The 14,923-nt window shown below is 68.8% G+C and carries 14 protein-coding genes and 1 tRNA gene; 8 read left to right on the top strand and 7 right to left on the bottom strand.

Going from position 1 to position 14,923, the window contains the following annotated elements; translation table 11 throughout:
• Positions 1-4 precede the first annotated feature (4 nt).
• From AC3IX6_RS28715 to AC3IX6_RS28705, 3 genes are read left to right on the top strand one after another with little or no spacing between them, the layout of a single operon-like run.
• Positions 5-1,837 (top strand): branched-chain amino acid ABC transporter permease, encoded by a 1,833-nt coding sequence (locus AC3IX6_RS28715; protein ID WP_489365899.1) that lies wholly within the window; start codon positions 5-7, stop codon positions 1,835-1,837.
• Positions 1,838-1,841: 4 nt separating this feature from the next.
• Positions 1,842-2,774, top strand: coding sequence for an ABC transporter ATP-binding protein (locus tag AC3IX6_RS28710; RefSeq protein WP_489365897.1), 933 nt, complete (start codon positions 1,842-1,844; stop codon positions 2,772-2,774).
• On the top strand, positions 2,771-3,487 hold the full coding sequence (locus AC3IX6_RS28705) for an ABC transporter ATP-binding protein (RefSeq protein WP_250744986.1): 717 nt from the start codon (positions 2,771-2,773) through the stop codon (positions 3,485-3,487). The genes AC3IX6_RS28710 and AC3IX6_RS28705 overlap by 4 nt, the downstream gene beginning before the upstream one ends.
• A gap of 79 nt (positions 3,488-3,566) precedes the next feature.
• Here the strand turns inward: AC3IX6_RS28705 and AC3IX6_RS28700 are convergent, their stop codons facing one another.
• Positions 3,567-4,226, bottom strand: coding sequence for an ANTAR domain-containing response regulator (locus AC3IX6_RS28700; protein ID WP_250744985.1), 660 nt, complete (start codon positions 4,224-4,226; stop codon positions 3,567-3,569).
• Positions 4,227-4,325: 99 nt separating this feature from the next.
• Here AC3IX6_RS28700 and AC3IX6_RS28695 point away from each other — a divergent pair.
• Together AC3IX6_RS28695 and AC3IX6_RS28690 are read left to right on the top strand one after the other, a co-directional pair.
• Positions 4,326-4,400, top strand: a tRNA-Leu gene (locus tag AC3IX6_RS28695).
• 109 nt (positions 4,401-4,509) lie between these two features.
• Complete coding sequence (locus AC3IX6_RS28690) at positions 4,510-5,259, top strand: helix-turn-helix domain-containing protein (RefSeq protein WP_489365895.1); 750 nt, start codon at positions 4,510-4,512, stop codon at positions 5,257-5,259.
• Here AC3IX6_RS28690 and AC3IX6_RS28685 read toward each other — a convergent pair.
• Both AC3IX6_RS28685 and AC3IX6_RS28680 read right to left on the bottom strand, forming a co-directional pair.
• The gene (locus tag AC3IX6_RS28685; RefSeq protein ID WP_489365893.1) at positions 5,256-5,717 is read right to left on the bottom strand and encodes a MarR family transcriptional regulator; all 462 of its coding nucleotides are present in this window, start codon (positions 5,715-5,717) and stop codon (positions 5,256-5,258) included. The two genes, AC3IX6_RS28690 and AC3IX6_RS28685, sit on opposite strands and share 4 nt — an antisense overlap.
• Positions 5,718-5,756: 39 nt before the next feature.
• Positions 5,757-6,374, bottom strand: a complete 618-nt coding sequence (locus AC3IX6_RS28680) for a TetR/AcrR family transcriptional regulator (protein ID WP_489365892.1) — start codon at positions 6,372-6,374, stop codon at positions 5,757-5,759.
• A gap of 94 nt (positions 6,375-6,468) precedes the next feature.
• Between AC3IX6_RS28680 and AC3IX6_RS28675 the strand changes: the two genes are divergently transcribed.
• Entirely contained in the window at positions 6,469-7,041 is a 573-nt protein-coding gene (locus AC3IX6_RS28675; RefSeq protein WP_489365890.1) for an RBBP9/YdeN family alpha/beta hydrolase, read from the top strand.
• Positions 7,042-7,066: 25 nt separating this feature from the next.
• Here the strand turns inward: AC3IX6_RS28675 and pyk are convergent, their stop codons facing one another.
• Positions 7,067-8,494 carry a pyruvate kinase gene (pyk, locus tag AC3IX6_RS28670; RefSeq protein ID WP_489365888.1) on the bottom strand — a complete coding sequence of 476 codons (1,428 nt, stop codon included), beginning with the start codon at positions 8,492-8,494 and terminating at the stop codon, positions 7,067-7,069.
• 159 nt (positions 8,495-8,653) lie between these two features.
• Positions 8,654-9,355, bottom strand: a complete 702-nt coding sequence (locus AC3IX6_RS28665) for an SIMPL domain-containing protein (protein WP_489365886.1) — start codon at positions 9,353-9,355, stop codon at positions 8,654-8,656.
• A gap of 138 nt (positions 9,356-9,493) precedes the next feature.
• Here AC3IX6_RS28665 and AC3IX6_RS28660 point away from each other — a divergent pair, with 138 nt between their 5' ends.
• Positions 9,494-11,305 (top strand): bifunctional metallophosphatase/5'-nucleotidase, encoded by a 1,812-nt coding sequence (locus AC3IX6_RS28660; RefSeq protein WP_489365884.1) that lies wholly within the window; start codon positions 9,494-9,496, stop codon positions 11,303-11,305.
• Between the two features lie 42 nt (positions 11,306-11,347).
• Here AC3IX6_RS28660 and AC3IX6_RS28655 read toward each other — a convergent pair whose 3' ends face one another.
• Positions 11,348-12,757 (bottom strand): lysine N(6)-hydroxylase/L-ornithine N(5)-oxygenase family protein, encoded by a 1,410-nt coding sequence (locus tag AC3IX6_RS28655; protein WP_489365882.1) that lies wholly within the window; start codon positions 12,755-12,757, stop codon positions 11,348-11,350.
• The gene (locus AC3IX6_RS28650) at positions 12,754-14,154 is read right to left on the bottom strand and encodes a pyridoxal phosphate-dependent decarboxylase family protein (protein ID WP_489365880.1); all 1,401 of its coding nucleotides are present in this window, start codon (positions 14,152-14,154) and stop codon (positions 12,754-12,756) included. Before AC3IX6_RS28650 ends, AC3IX6_RS28655 begins: the two co-directional genes overlap by 4 nt.
• 233 nt (positions 14,155-14,387) lie before the next feature.
• Between AC3IX6_RS28650 and AC3IX6_RS28645 the strand changes: the two genes are divergently transcribed.
• A complete protein-coding gene (locus tag AC3IX6_RS28645; RefSeq protein ID WP_489371587.1) occupies positions 14,388-14,840 on the top strand; it encodes an SCO4225 family membrane protein in 453 nt (150 codons plus the stop codon).
• Positions 14,841-14,923 lie beyond the last annotated feature (83 nt).

The following is a 14,923-nucleotide window of genomic DNA, read 5'->3' as shown; positions in this document are numbered from 1 at the left end:
CTCCATGACGAACATCACCGCGGACACCGCGAACAGCGAGAACACCGTGAAGACCACCGCACCGGCCAAGGGACTCATCCCCCTCCCCGAGAAGACGGCCCGCGCGCTGGCCACCGCCGGCGGCGCACTCACCGTCGTCTCCGCGTTCCTCTCCTGGACCTGGAGCACCGCCTTCCCCGGGGACCTCACCTACTACGGCTCCCCGGCCGGCCTCCAGTGGCTCGTCCTCATCGGAGGCGCCCTCACCGCCCTCTTCGGACTCGCCTCCTACGGCACCAAGGGCCTGGGCTGGCTCACCCCCGCGGGCGCCGACGCGGCGATCAAACTCGCCGCCCTCGCCGCGTTCGCCACCACCTGGTACACCGTCGTCTCGATCGTCCTCGAACTCGGACTCCTCGCAGACCTCGAACCCGGAGCCGGCATCGCCGCCCTGGTCAGCCTCGTCGCCGTCATCGGCGCCTTCGGACTCCCCTTCGAGCGCCCCGCGCTCGAAGGCCCCGACCCCGACGACACCGGCTTCGAGAAGTTCAAGCACGAAGCCGGCAACCGCTGGACGACCTTCAAGGCCGCCTTCGCCTCCGGCCCCGTCAAGCCCGCCCGCGTCCTCCCGGCCTGGGCCGAGATCCTCCTGATCGCCGCCGTCCTCGGCCTCGCGCTCACCGTCTTCACCTACGGCATCACCACCGCGTACCAGGAGCTCTTCGTCGGCTTCCTGCTCACCGCCTCATTCGGTGCCGCAGCGCTCAACAAGGCGGGCCTCTTCGCCCGCGTCACCGCCCTCACCACCCGCCACCGCAACGTCGCCCTCGTCGGCGCCTTCGCAGCCGCGGCCGCCTTCCCCCTCACCCAGACCGACGACCAGTACGCGAACCTCGGCGTCAACATCCTGATCTTCGCCACCGTCGCACTCGGCCTGAACATCGTCGTCGGCCTCACCGGCCTCCTCGACCTCGGCTACGTCGCCTTCCTCGGCGTCGGCGCCTACACCGCGGCCCTGGTCTCCGGCTCCCCCAACTCCCCCTTCGGAGTACACCTCCCCTTCTGGGCGGCCATCCTCCTCGGGGCAGCCGCCTCCATGGTCTTCGGCGTCCTCATCGGAGCACCCACCCTGCGCCTGCGCGGCGACTACCTCGCCATCGTGACGCTCGGCTTCGGTGAGATCTTCCGCATCTCCATGAACAACCTCGACGGCACCTCCGGCCCCGACATCACCAACGGGCCCAACGGCATCGCCGGCATCCCGAACGTCAACCTCTTCGGATTCGACTTCGGCGCCACACACACCATCGCCGGATTCACCATCGGCCGCTTCGCCAACTACTTCCTGCTGATGCTGCTGATCACCCTCATCGTGATCCTCGTCTTCCGCCGCAGCGCGGAATCCCGCATCGGCCGCGCCTGGGTCGCCATCCGCGAGGACGAGACCGCCGCCGAAGCCATGGGCATCAACGGCTTCCGCGTCAAGCTCATCGCCTTCGCCCTCGGCGCCACCCTCGCCGGCCTCGCCGGAGCCGTCCAGGCACACGTCAGCTACACGGTCACCCCCGACCAGTACACCTTCGCCAACGCCGTGCCCCCGAACTCCGCGTTCCTGCTCGCCGCGGTCGTCCTCGGCGGCATGGGCACCATCGCCGGACCCCTCGTCGGCGGATCACTGCTCTTCCTGATCCCCAACAAGCTCCAGTTCCTCGGCGAATACCAGCTCCTCGTCTTCGGCTTCGCCCTCATCGTCCTGATGCGCCTGCGCCCCGAAGGCATCATCCCCAACCGGCGCAACCAGCTCGAACTCCACGAGGACATGGAAGCGCCCACGGTTCTCGGCAAGGCAGGGGTCTGAACCCATGACGACCACCACCACCGACACGCCCCCCGCCACCACGGCGGAGACCGTCCTCGACGCACGCGGCGTCACGATGCGCTTCGGCGGCCTCACCGCCGTCAAGAACGTCGACCTCACCGTGCGCAGCGGCGAGATCGTCGGCCTCATCGGCCCCAACGGCGCCGGCAAGACCACCTTCTTCAACTGCCTCACCGGCCTCTACATCCCCACCGAGGGTGAAGTCCGGTACAAGGACAAGGTCCTGCCGCCCAAGTCGTACAAGGTCACCGCCGCCGGCGTCGCCCGCACCTTCCAGAACATCCGTCTCTTCAACAACATGACGGTCCTGGAGAACGTCCTCGTCGGACGCCACACCCGCACCAAGGTCGGCCTCTGGGCCTCCCTCCTGCGCCTCCCCAGCTTCGGCCGGGAAGAAGCGGCGAGCCGCGAGAAGGCCATGGAACTCCTCGAGTTCATCGGCCTCGCCCACAAGGCCGAACACCTCGCCCGCAACCTCCCCTACGGAGAGCAGCGCAAGCTCGAAATCGCCCGCGCGCTCGCCAGCGACCCCGGCCTCATCCTCCTGGACGAGCCCACCGCCGGCATGAACCCGCAGGAGACCCGCGCCACCGAAGAACTCATCTTCGCCATCCGGGACCAGGGCATCGCCGTACTCGTCATCGAGCACGACATGCGCTTCATCTTCAACCTCTGCGACCGCGTCGCCTGCCTCGTCCAGGGCGAAAAGCTCATCGAAGGCACCGCGGCCGAAGTCCAGGGCGACGAGCGCGTCATCGCCGCCTACCTCGGCGAACCCTTCGAAGGCGCCCCCGGCGCCGAAGAACTCGCCGAAGTCGAAGCAGCCGAAGCACACAGCGAGGCCGCACACGACGAGGCCGCTCAGGACGAGGCGACGGACAGCACGACCAGCAGCACGGACGGAGAAGACCGGTGACCGCACTCCTCGAGGTCGAGGACCTCCGCGTCGCCTACGGCAAGATCGAAGCCGTCAAGGGCATCTCGTTCAGCGTCGACGCCGGCCAGATCGTCACCCTCATCGGCACCAACGGCGCCGGCAAGACGACGACCCTGCGCACCCTGTCGGGCCTGATCAAACCGCGCGGCGGCCAGATCAAGTTCCAGGGCAAGTCCCTCAAGAAGATCCCCGCGCACGACATCGTCGCGCTCGGACTCGCCCACTCCCCCGAGGGGCGGCACATCTTCCCGCGCATGACCATCGAGGACAACCTCCTCCTGGGCGCCTTCCTCCGCAAGGACAAGGACGGCATCCAGAAGGACGTCCAGCGCGCCTACGACCTCTTCCCGATCCTGGGAGAGCGCCGCAAGCAGGCCGCCGGCACCCTCTCGGGCGGTGAGCAGCAGATGCTCGCCATGGGCCGGGCGCTCATGTCCCGCCCGAAGCTGCTGATGCTCGACGAGCCCTCCATGGGCCTCTCGCCGATCATGATGCAGAAGATCATGGCGACCATCGCCGAGCTCAAGTCACAGGGCACCACCATCCTGCTGGTCGAGCAGAACGCCCAGGCGGCGCTCTCCCTGGCCGACCAGGGCCACGTGATGGAGATCGGCAAGGTCGTCCTGTCGGGCCCGGGCCGCGAACTCCTGGTCAACGAGGACGTCCGCAAGGCGTACCTCGGCGAGGACTAAGCAGTTCCCCTTCTCTACGAGTGAGGCCCGCCTCCGGATCCAGGATCCGGAGGCGGGCCTCACTCGTTCTCGCTGTGCCTTACTCGCCCTTGCCGGCGGCGGCCTTCTTCTCCTCGGCGTCCTCGATGACGGCCTCGGCGACCTGCTGCATGGACATGCGGCGGTCCATGGAGGTCTTCTGGATCCACCGGAAGGCGGCCGGCTCGGAGAGCCCGTACTGCGTCTGCAGGATGCTCTTGGCACGGTCCACGAGCTTGCGCGTCTCCAGGCGCAGCGAGAGGTCCGCGACCTCCTTCTCCAGCGCACGGAGCTCGGCGAAGCGCGACACGGCCATCTCGATGGCGGGGACTACGTCGCTCTTGCTGAAGGGCTTCACGAGGTACGCCATGGCCCCGGCGTCGCGGGCGCGCTCGACGAGATCCCGCTGCGAGAACGCGGTGAGCATCAGCACGGGGGCGATGGACTCCTCCGCGATCTTCTCGGCGGCGGAGATGCCGTCCAGGACGGGCATCTTCACATCAAGAATGACCAGGTCGGGACGGTGCTCCCGGGCCAGCTCGACGGCGGTCTGGCCGTCTCCGGCCTCCCCGACGACGGCGTAGCCCTCCTCCTCCAGCATCTCCTTGAGGTCGAGACGGATGAGCGCCTCGTCCTCGGCGATGACGACGCGCGTCGTCAGCGGCGGAACGTGCGACTGGTCGGCGTCGGGCGTGGGCGTCGACTCGTGCTCGGCGGTCACGGAGGGCTCCTCTTTGCGGGGCATATCAAGCTCCCCTGAGCCTACCTACCTCCTGTAAGGTGGTGTCGCGCAGGGCTCCCCTGAGCCTTCGTTTCTTAGGCCCCAGTACTCCAATTGGTCAGAGAGGCCGCTCTCAAACAGCGGACAGTGTGGGTTCGAATCCCACCTGGGGCACATAACTTCGATTCCATGGTCACGCGAGCCTCGCGTGACCATCGCTCTTTCTGGCGAAGTCTTCTAAATTCCGCCATGTGGACGCATCACATGCAGCAGCGTCGGCCGCATGTACGACATCGCCACGCGCATCCGCACTCTGAGCCTGCTCGACGACGGCCGCAGCATGAGCTCCGTCAGCAAGGAAACCGGCATCTCCCGAGCCTCAATCCGCTCCTGGCGAGTACGGCTGGAGCCCCTCCCCCGCCTCTACCAGGCCAGCCCCTGCACTCCCCTCACGGACCCGGCCTCCTACTCCTACCTACTCGGCCTCTATCTCGGCGACGGCCACATAAGCCAGCCCGCGAGTCACCGCGTGCCGAGCCTGAGGATCACCTGCGACAACAAGTGGCCTGGCCTCATGAATGCTGCGGAAGAGGCGATACGGCGCGTATTCCCGTTCAATCAGGTGTGCCGGGCGAGGAAAGTCGGCTGCCACGACGTCAAGGTGTACTCGAAGCACCTCACATGCCTGTTCCCGCAGCACGGGCCCGGCAAGAAGCATGAGCGGCGCATCGTCCTCGAAGACTGGCAGCAGGCCATCGTGGACGCTCACCCGTGGGAGTTCATCCGGGGGCTGATCCACTCGGACGGGTGCCGGGTCACCAACTGGACCGTCCGCAACGGCAAGCGCTACGAGTACCCGCGGTACTTCTTCACGAACAAGTCCGACGACATCCGGAAGCTCTGCACGGACACCCTCGCCAAGGTCGGCGTCCAGTGGACGATCCTGGCCCGGGGCTGCGACCCGTTCAACGTGTCCATCGCCCGCAAAGAGTCCGTCGCGCTCATGGACGCCCACATCGGGCCGAAGTACTAGCCCGGCAGGTCGCCGCTGCCGCCCAGGTTGGCGACCATGCGGCGCAGGCCGTCGATGGTCGCCGCGTACGCCGCATCGTCCACACCCTCCCGCATCCGCCCGTGCACCTTCGCGTTGCGGTCGTGCGCACGGACGCGGCCGGCTTCTCCTGCTTCGGTCAGGGCCAGCACCCCGTCCGTCTCCGTGAGCCAGCCCCGGGCCGCGAGGTCGTCGTAGACCGCGTCGAAGTCGGTGTTCTGGTCGTCGTAGGGCGCGAGCTTCTCCGTGAGGGCCGCCCGCTTCCAGTGGGCCGGTGCCGCGGCCACGTGGTTGAGGGTCCACCAATGGGGCTGGGTGAGGTTCTCCTCGGCGAGGGCGGCGCGGAGGCCGCCTATGACGAGGTTGGCGGCCTCGCGGGCCCAGTATCCGATGGGCTGGGCCGCGAGCTGGTCCTGTGAGTACGTCCTGATCGTCGTCATGCCGAGAGGCTATGACCTCAAGTCTGGTTGAGGTCAAGGCTACTTGGCGCCTGCCAGGCCGTGCAGGACGGTCGTCACGTGGGCTTCCGCGTCGGCGGGGTCGAGGGGGGCGTGGGCGACGAGGAGGCGGTACCAGAAGGGGCCGAAGACCAGGTCGATGGCGTGGTCGAGGTCCGTGCCGGCGGGGAGTTCCTCGCGGGTGACGGCCCGGGTCAGGAGGGTGGCGACGACCTCGCGGCGGGTGGTGACCCAGGCGCGGAAGGGTTCGGCGAAGGCGGGGTCGAGCTGGGCTTCGGCCATGAGGCCGGTGAGGGCTTTGGCCCGGACGGGGTCGCGGCCGATGCGGTAGAGGTCGGCGACGAAGGCGGTGAGGTCGCCGGTGAGGGTGCCGGTGTCGGGTGCGGGGACGCGGGCGGCGGTTTCGTGGGCGTAGGCGTCCATGACGAGGGCGGGCTTGGATTTCCACCAGCGGTAGACGGTGCTCTTGGCTACGTTGGCGCGCTTGGCGACGCCTTCGATGGTGAGGGCGCCGTAGCCGTTCTCGACGAGGAGTGCGGCGGTGGCTTCGAGGACGGAGTGGTGGGCGTCTTCGTTGCGGAGGCGGCCGCCGGTGCGGGGCGGGGTGCTCGAAGAGTTGCTCGAAGGAGTGATTGACACGGCTTCACGATAGCCCTAGCGTTTTATCGAAACGCGGCGTAGCGTTTCGATTGAAGGGTCGACCGAGGGGTCGAGGGATGCGAGGGGTGGAGCCATGGGCAAGATCGTGATCGCGCACGGGTACGGGATGAGCGCCGGGGAGCACTGGTACACGGCGACGGGTGAGGAGTTCGCCGCGGAGGGGCACGAGGTGCGGATCCCGAACTTCCCCGAGCCGTTCGCTCCGGAGCCGGATGCGTGGCTGAAGGGGCTACGGGAGGAGACGGAGGGTGCGCCGGCCGGTGAGACGGTGCTGGTGGGTCACAGTCTCGGTGGGGTGAATGTGCTGCGGCTGCTGCAGGAGCACGACACGGAGGCCGAGGGGGCGTTCGCGGGGGTGGTGTTCGTGGCGTCGATGTCCGGCGAGGTGGGGTATGACGCGTTGGCGCCGTTCTTCTCGCCGGAGTTCGACTGGCAGCGGATCCGTAGGGCTGCTCGGGAGTTCCGTGTGCTGCACGCGGCGGATGACCCGGTGACCGGGGAGGCGACGGGCGAGCATGTGCTGCGGTTCGTGCGGGAGCTGGGCGCGGAGGCGCGGGTGACCGCGTCGGGCGGGCATTTCCCGAGTACGGGTGAGAGCCGTGTGGTGTTGCCCGACGCGGTGCGTCTTATACGTGAGGTGCTGTAGTCGCTGCGGTCGCCGGTGGGCGGTGTCAGCGGACCGCGTCGCCGATGTGGTGGATGCGGACGAGATTGGTGGATCCGCTGACGCCGGGGGGTGAGCCGGCGGTGATGACGACGACGTCACCGGGTACGCAGCGGCCGATGCGCAGGAGTTCTTCTTCGACCTGGGCGACCATGGCGTCGGTGGAGTCGACGTGGGGGCCGAGGAAGGTTTCCACGCCCCAGGTGAGGTTGAGCTGGGAGCGGGTGGCGGGGTCGGGGGTGAAGGCGAGGAGGGGGATGGGTGAGCGGTAGCGGGAGAGCCGGCGGACGGTGTCTCCGCTCTGGGTGAAGGCGACGAGGAACTTCGCGCCGAGGAAGTCGCCCATTTCGGCGGCGGCGCGGGCGACTGCTCCGCCTTGGGTGCGGGGCTTGTTGCGGTCGGTGAGCGGGGGGAGGCCCTTGGCGAGGATGTCTTCTTCGGCGGCTTCGACGATGCGGGCCATGGTGCGGACGGTTTCGATGGCGTATTTGCCGACGCTGGTTTCGCCGGAGAGCATGACGGCGTCGGTGCCGTCGATGACGGCGTTGGCGACGTCGGAGGCTTCGGCGCGGGTGGGCCGGGAGTTGTCGATCATCGAGTCGAGCATTTGGGTGGCGACGATGACCGGCTTGGCGTTGCGCTTGGCGAGCTTGACGGCTCGCTTCTGGACGATCGGGACCTGTTCCAGGGGCATTTCGACGCCGAGGTCTCCGCGGGCGACCATGATGCCGTCGAAGGCGGCGACGATGTCGTCGATGTTTTCGACTGCCTGGGGCTTTTCGACCTTGGCGATGACGGGGAGGCGTCGGCCTTCTTCGTCCATGATGCGGTGGACGTCGTCGATGTCGCTTCCGCTGCGGACGAAGGAGAGGGCGATGACGTCGGCGCCGATGCGCAGGGCCCAGCGGAGGTCTTCGATGTCTTTTTCGGAGAGGGCGGGTACGGAGACTGCGACGCCGGGGAGGTTGAGTCCCTTGTTGTCGGAGACCATGCCGCCTTCGATGACGCGGGTGTGGACGCGGGGTCCGTCGACGGCGGTGACTTCGAGGGTGACGCGGCCGTCGTCTACGAGGATGCGTTCGCCGGTGGTGACGTCTCCGGCGAGGCCTTTGTAGGTGGTGCCGCAGGTGTGGCGGTCGCCTTCGTGGTCTTCGACGGTGATGGTGAATTCGTCGCCGCGTTCAAGGAGTACGGGGCCTTCGCGGAAGCGGCCCAGGCGGATCTTCGGGCCTTGAAGGTCCGCGAGGATGCCGACGCTGCGGCCGGTTTCGTCGGCAGCCTTGCGGACGCGCTGGTAGCGGTCCTCGTGTTCGGCGTAGGTGCCGTGGCTGAGGTTGAAGCGGGCGATGTCCATTCCGGCTTCGACCAGGGCTTTGATCTGGTCGTATGAGTCGGTGGCGGGGCCCAGGGTACATACGATTTTCGCTCGGCGCATGAGGCGAGCGTATGCCCCTACCAGGGAGTAGGAAATTGGTTCCGAGTGTCCACTCAACAACCTTTGAGCAAAAGCTTGTTGACAATTGTTGAATGTGCATGGGGGTGCTCTGATGAGCACCCCCGGGGCACCGAATGTTCGGTTCTTTCGGAGCTGGGGTCAGAGCCGGGGAGGGGTCATCGTGAAGCGTGCGTTCACCTGCGCGTAGACGGTCTGGCGCTGGGGTTCGAGGTCGAGGGCGGGGGCGCCTGCGTCTTCGGCGGTACTGAAGGCCATGGTGCGCATGCCGGAGCCGGCTGCCTGGAAGGGGGTGGGGGCGTTCTCGGCTCCGAGGTCGGCGAGTTCGACGAGGGCGGCGAGTTCGGCTCCGAGTGCGGCGGCGTATTCGCGGGCGCGCTGGACGGCTTCGAGTACGGCTTGGCGGCGGGCTTCGCCGTGGGCGGGTGAGGTGGGGCGCAGGGCCCACCATGGTCCGTCGACCTGGGTGAGTTCGAGGTCGGCGAGGCGGGTGGTGAGTTCGCCGAGGGTGGTGAAGTCGTTGAGTTCGGCGGTGAGGTGGACGCGTCCGTGGTAGGCGCGGATGCGTTCGCCGCGGCCGTGGCGGGTGAGTTCGGGGGTGATGGAGAAGGCGCCGGTTTCGAGTTTTTCGACGGGGTCGCCGTAGCTTTTGACGAGGTCGAGGACGGCGTTGTTGCGGCGGGTGAGGTCTTCGAGGGCGGTGCGCCGGTCGGTGCCGCGGGCGCTGACGGTGATGCCGATGCGGGCAATCTCGGGGTCGACTTCGAGGGTGGCTTCGCCGCGGACTGCGACGCGGGGGACTTCGGGGGTTCCGTAGGGCTGGTGCGATGCGTCCTGGGTCATGGATTCACTCTCGCACTGCTGCTCGTACGGGCGTGGTCATCGGATCGAAACCTGGTGGGGGTGTTGCGGCTTGTTACTGCTGGGTCAGAATCTACGCGCGTTGCCTATCTGTGCACGCACCTCACAAGGGGAGATGGCATGGCTTTGGACCGTAGGACATTCCTGGGCACTTCGGCTGCGACGGGTGCGGCCGTGGCGTTGGCGGGGGCCACGAGCACCCCGGCCGCCGCGGCCGAGGCGGTGGCCGGCGGCGCTTCGGCGGCGGGGTCGAAGACGTACGCGTTCACGGTGATGGGGACGACGGACCTGCACGGAAACGTCTTCAACTGGGACTACTTCACGGACAAGGAGTTCGACGACAAGGCGCACAACGACGTCGGTCTGGCGAAGATCTCGACGCTGGTGAACCAGGTGCGGGCGGAGAAGGGGCGTTGCAACACGCTGCTCATCGATGCCGGGGACACCATTCAGGGGACGCAGCTTTCGTACTACTACGCGAAGGTGGATCCGATCACCGCGCGGCGTGGTCCGGTGCATCCGATGGCGCAGGCGATGAACGCGATCGGTTATGACGCGGCGGCGCTGGGGAACCACGAGTTCAATTACGGCATTCCGGTGCTGCGGAAGTTCGAGGAGCAGTGTGATTTCCCGCTGCTGGGGGCGAACGCGCTGGATGCGAAGACGCTGCGGCCGGCGTTCCCGCCGTACAGCATGCACCGGCTGCGGACTCCGCATGGGCGGGATGTGAAGGTGGCGGTGCTGGGTCTGACGAATCCGGGGATCGCGATCTGGGACAAGGCGAACGTGCAGGGGAAGATGACGTTCCCGGGTCTTGAGGAGCAGGCCGCGAAGTACGTGCCGCGGCTGCGGTCGCTGGGTGCGGATGTGGTGATCGTGTCGGCGCATTCGGGTTCGAGCGGTACGTCGAGTTACGGGGACCAGTTGCCGTACATCGAGAACGCGGCGGGTCTGGTGGCGGAGCAGGTGCCGGGGATCGACGCGATCCTGGTGGGGCACGCGCACACGGAGATCCCTGAGTACCGGGTGCGGAACAAGGCGACGGGCAAGGACGTGGTGCTGTCCGAGCCGCTGAAGTGGGGGCAGCGGCTGACGCTGTTCGACTTCGAGCTGACGTGGTCGAAGGGCTGCTGGTCGGTGGCGAAGGTCTCGGCCCGGGTGCTGAATTCGAATACGGCGGTGGAGGACCCGAAGATAGTGGGTCTGCTGTCGGACGAGCACCGCAAGGTCGTGGCGTATGTGAACCAGGTGATCGGTACGTCGACGCAGGCGATGTCCTCGGTGGAGGGGCCGGTCAAGGACGTGGCGATCATCGATCTGATCAACCACGTGCAGGCGGAGACGGTGAAGGGCGCGCTGGCGGGTACGGAGTGGGGTGCGCTGCCGGTGTTGTCCCAGGCTTCGTGCTTCTCGCGGACGGCGGCGATTCCGGCGGGGCAGGTGACGATCCGGGATGCGGCGGGTCTGTATCCGTTCGAGAACACGCTGGAGGCGCGGCTGCTGACGGGTGCGCAGGTCAAGGACTATCTGGAGTATTCGGCGAAGTACTACGTGCGGACGGCTCCCGGTGAGGTGGTGGATCCGGCGAAGCTGACGAATGCGGAGGGTACGCCGGACTACAACTACGACGCCGTGTACGGCTTGACGTACGACGTCGACGTTGCCGAGCCGGTGGGTTCGCGGATCTCGGGGCTGTCGTTCCAGGGGAAGCCGGTGGATCCGGCGGCGCAGTTCGTGCTGGCGGTGAACAACTACCGGGCTTCGGGTGGCGGCAACTTCCCGCACGTGCCGCAGTCGAAGCAGCTGTGGGCGAACTCGGATGAAATACGCAACACGATCATCCAGTGGGTGAAGGCGAAGGGGACGGTGGACCCGGCGCAGTTCGCGTCTGTGGACTGGCGGCTGACCCGAGCCGGGACACCGGTCTTCTAAAGCGGAGGTCTTCAGAACCAGTGGTCTTCTAAACGTTTCTCCTTACGGGTGCTCGACCAGTGGGAGCAGTTCGCCGGCGGGTTGGGGCCGGGTGTGCTCCCGCTGTTCGAGGCCGAAGGTGGTGAAGGCCGTGCGGGTGGGCTGGGGGTAGGGCTCTTTGCCCGTCAGGGTGTTCAGGATGGCGGCGCTGCGCCAGGCGGCGAGGCCGAGGTCGGGGGCTCCGACGCCGTGGGTGTGGCGTTCCCCGTTCTGGACGAAGACGCTGCCGGTGACGGCGGGGTCGGTGATCATCCGGTAGCGGTCGTCGATGCGGGGGCGGCCGGAGGAGTCCTTGCGCAGGTAGGGGTCGAGGCCGGCGAGGAGGCGGGCAAGGGGGCGTTCGCGGTAGCCGGTGGCGAGGACGACGGCGTCGGTGGTGAGGCGTGAGCGGGTGCCCTGGTCCACGTGTTCGAGGTGGAGTTCGACCTTGGTGGTGGCGACGCGGCCTGCGGTGCGGACGCTGACTCCGGGGGTGAGGACGGCGTCGGGCCAGCCTCCGTCGAGGGTGCGGCGGTAGAGCTCCTCGTGGATGGCGGCGATGGTGGCGGCGTCGATGCCCTTGTGGAGTTGCCACTGGGCGGGGACGAGGCGGTCGCGGACCGGTTCGGGGAGGGAGTGGAAGTAGCGGGTGTAGTCGGGGGTGAAGTGTTCCAGGCCGAGCTTGGAGTACTCCATGGGGGCGAAGGAGGGGGTGCGGGCGAGCCAGGTGAGGCGTTCGCGGCCGGCGGGGCGGGAGCGGAGCAGGTCGAGGAAGACCTCGGCTCCGGACTGGCCCGATCCGATGACGGTGACGTGGTCGGCGCCGAGGATGCGCTGCCGGTTGTCGAGGTACTCGGAGGAGTGGATCACCGGGACGGTGGGGGCTTCGGCGAGGGGGCGCAGCGGTTCGGGGACGTAGGGGGCGGTGCCGATGCCGAGGGCGAGGTTGCGGGTGTAGGTGCGGCCGAGGGCTTCGGCTTCTCCGTCGGCGTCGACTTGGGTGAAGTCGACTTCGAAGAGGTCGCGTTCGGGGTTCCAGCGGACGGCGTCGACCTGGTGGCCGAAGTGGAGTCCGGGCAGGCGGCCGGCGACCCAGCGGCAGTAGGCGTCGTATTCGGCGCGCTGGATGTGGAAGCTCTCGGCGAAGTAGAAGGGGAAGAGGCGTTCCTTGTGCTTGAGGTAGCTGAGGAACGACCAGGGGCTGGTGGGGTCGGCGAGGGTGACGAGGTCGGCGAGGAAGGGGACTTGGAGGGTGGCTCCGTCGATGAGGAGTCCGGGGTGCCAGCGGAAGTCGCGGCGCTGGTCGTAGAAGGCGGTGGCGAGTTCCGGGGCGCCTTGCTGGGGCAGGCCGTGGGCGAGTGCGGCGAGGGAGAGATTGAAGGGGCCGATGCCGATTCCGACGAGGTCGTGGGGTGCATCGAGCTGGGCGGTCATCGGTGGGTGCTGCCTTCCAGGAGGTTCACGAGGGCGTCCAGGTCCCCCGCCGTGGTGTGGGGGTTGAGCAGGGTGGCCTTGAGCCACAGGCGGCCGTCGGCGGTGGCCCGGCCCAGTACGGCGGTGCCGCCCTGGAGGAGGGTGCGGCGGAGGGTGGCGAGTGCGGTGTCGTCGGCGTGGGTGGGCCGGAACAGGACGGTGCTGATGGTGGGCGCCGCGTGGAGTTCGAAGGCGGGGTGTGCTTCGAGGAGTCGGGCGAGCTGGTCCGCGCGGGCGCAGGTGCGGTCGATGAGGTGGGTGAGGCCGTCTCGGCCGAGGGAGCGCAGGGTGGCGGCGATCTTGAGGGCGTCTGCGCGGCGGGAGGTGCGCAGGGAGCGGCCGAGGAGGTCGGGCAGGCCGGCTCGGGTGTCGTCGGGGGCGTTGAGGTAGTCGGCCTGGTGGGCGAGGGGGGTGAGCAGGGTGGTGTCGGGGACGGTGAGGAGTCCGGCGGCGATGGGTTGCCAGCCGAGTTTGTGCAGGTCGAGGGTGATCGACCGGGCGCGGTGCAGGCCGGTGACTTTGGGGCGGTGGCGGGGGCTGAGGTGGAGGAGGCCGCCGTAGGAGGCGTCGATGTGGAGGTCGGCGCCGTGGTGGTCGCAGAGGTCGGCGAGGGCGTCGAGGGGGTCGATGAGGCCGGCGTCGGTGGTGCCGGCGGTGGCGGTGACGAGGACGGGGCCGGTGGTGGTGGCGAGGGCCTCGGCGAGGGTGGCGGGGGTGAGGGTGCCGGTGGGGGTGGGGAGGCTGCGGGTGGGGGGCAGGCCGAGGAGCCAGGCGGCGCGCGGGATGGAGTGGTGGGCGTTGGCGCCGTGCAGGACGGTGAGGTGGGGGCCGTGGCGTTCGCGGGCGAGGAGGAGGGCGAGGTGGTTGGCTTCGGTGCCGCCGGTGGTGAGGACGGCGTCGGGGTGGGGGGTGTCGTGGAACTCCGCGGCGAGCGTGCGGGTGAGGAGGGTTTCGAGGGCGGAGGCGGCGGGGGCCTGGTCCCAGGAGTCGAGGGAGGCGTTGAGGGCGCTGGCGGCGAGGTCGGCGGCGGCCGCGACGGCGAGGGGCGGGCAGTGCAGGTGGGCTGCGCACAGGGGGTCGGCGGGGTCGGCCGCGCCGGCGGTGAGGGTGTGGACGAGGGTCCGTAGTGCTTCGTGGTCGCCGTGTCCGTGGTCGGGGAACACCTCGCCGAGGGCGGCGGTGACGCGGGCGGTGACGGCTTCGGGTCCGCCGGCCGGGAGCGGGCCGCCGCGGGCGCGGGCTCCGGTGCGCAGGGCGTCGAGGACGGTGGCGAGGAGTGGTTGCAGGGCGTCGGGGCCGTGGGGTCCGCCGGCGAGCGGGGCGGTGCCGCGTCTGCCTGTGCCGGGGGGCGCTGTCATGCGGTTGTCCTCACGGGAACGGTTCGGCGGCGGGTGGTGCCGCTCTGCTGGGGTCGGGCACCCGGGGGGTACAACGATCCGACCCGAATGGGGTAACCGCCCGGGTTTATGCGTGGTTGATTTCAAGCCGTCGGTGGTGGCCGGGAGGGAGGGGTGTGCGGCCTGAGTAGGGGTACTCAGGCGCGGGGGCTCCGTCGTTCCGATACTGGCCGTCGGAGTGGACACGCGTGTGGATGGATGACGGGGGCGCAATGGAACGACGACGCCGGTCTCGGCTCGAAGTGTGGTTGCCCGTGGGGTACTTGGCCTTGGTGCTCGCCGTGCAGGTGTGGGTGGAGGTGGTGAGCCGGAGCGGGGACGTGTGGTTCGCCAGGGTGTGGTCGCTGTCGCTCACCGCGCCGTTCAGTCTCGTGGTGGCGGACGTGTTCCTGGACGGTCCGGGACCGCTGGTCATGCCGGAAGTCCTGCTCCACACGGATCCGGAGCCCGCGTCGCCTCCTGGCGGGGAGGTGGTGGATCCGTCGGCGCTCGGATCGCTGGGCTCGGGGGGCGGGTGGGGCTTCTACACGGCGCTGCTGGTCGGAGCGGTGCTCAATGCGGCGGCGATCTGGGGGCTGGTGCGGCTGCTGGTGCCGGTGGTGCGCCGGGTGGCCTCTCGGCGGGCGGAGGCGCGCTGGCCGGCGTGAGGGGCCCGGCCGGGGGCGGGCTGGTCTCGCCGCCCCCGGCGGGCGGGGCCGGGGGCGGCGGGGACCAGGCCGTGGCCGGGGGC

This window comes from Streptomyces sp. GL_141 (assembly GCF_057834385.1).
Note: the sequence above shows the minus strand (reverse complement) of the source record. Positions and strands in the feature narration are given on the sequence as shown.

What these genes read in the sequence shown, in the direction of transcription:
- AC3IX6_RS28715 (WP_489365899.1), top strand. Translation starts at nt 5, where the DNA reads ATGACGAACATCACCGCGGACACCGCGAACAGCGAGAACACCGTGAAG.
- AC3IX6_RS28710 (WP_489365897.1), top strand. Translation starts at nt 1,842, where the DNA reads ATGACGACCACCACCACCGACACGCCCCCCGCCACCACGGCGGAGACC.
- AC3IX6_RS28690 (WP_489365895.1), top strand. Translation starts at nt 4,510, where the DNA reads ATGTACGACATCGCCACGCGCATCCGCACTCTGAGCCTGCTCGACGAC.
- AC3IX6_RS28685 (WP_489365893.1), bottom strand. Translation starts at nt 5,717, where the DNA reads ATGACGACGATCAGGACGTACTCACAGGACCAGCTCGCGGCCCAGCCC.
- AC3IX6_RS28675 (WP_489365890.1), top strand. Translation starts at nt 6,469, where the DNA reads ATGGGCAAGATCGTGATCGCGCACGGGTACGGGATGAGCGCCGGGGAG.
- pyk (WP_489365888.1), bottom strand. Translation starts at nt 8,494, where the DNA reads ATGCGCCGAGCGAAAATCGTATGTACCCTGGGCCCCGCCACCGACTCA.
- AC3IX6_RS28665 (WP_489365886.1), bottom strand. Translation starts at nt 9,355, where the DNA reads ATGACCCAGGACGCATCGCACCAGCCCTACGGAACCCCCGAAGTCCCC.
- AC3IX6_RS28660 (WP_489365884.1), top strand. Translation starts at nt 9,494, where the DNA reads ATGGCTTTGGACCGTAGGACATTCCTGGGCACTTCGGCTGCGACGGGT.
- AC3IX6_RS28655 (WP_489365882.1), bottom strand. Translation starts at nt 12,757, where the DNA reads ATGACCGCCCAGCTCGATGCACCCCACGACCTCGTCGGAATCGGCATC.
- AC3IX6_RS28650 (WP_489365880.1), bottom strand. Translation starts at nt 14,154, where the DNA reads ATGACAGCGCCCCCCGGCACAGGCAGACGCGGCACCGCCCCGCTCGCC.
- AC3IX6_RS28645 (WP_489371587.1), top strand. Translation starts at nt 14,388, where the DNA reads ATGGATGACGGGGGCGCAATGGAACGACGACGCCGGTCTCGGCTCGAA.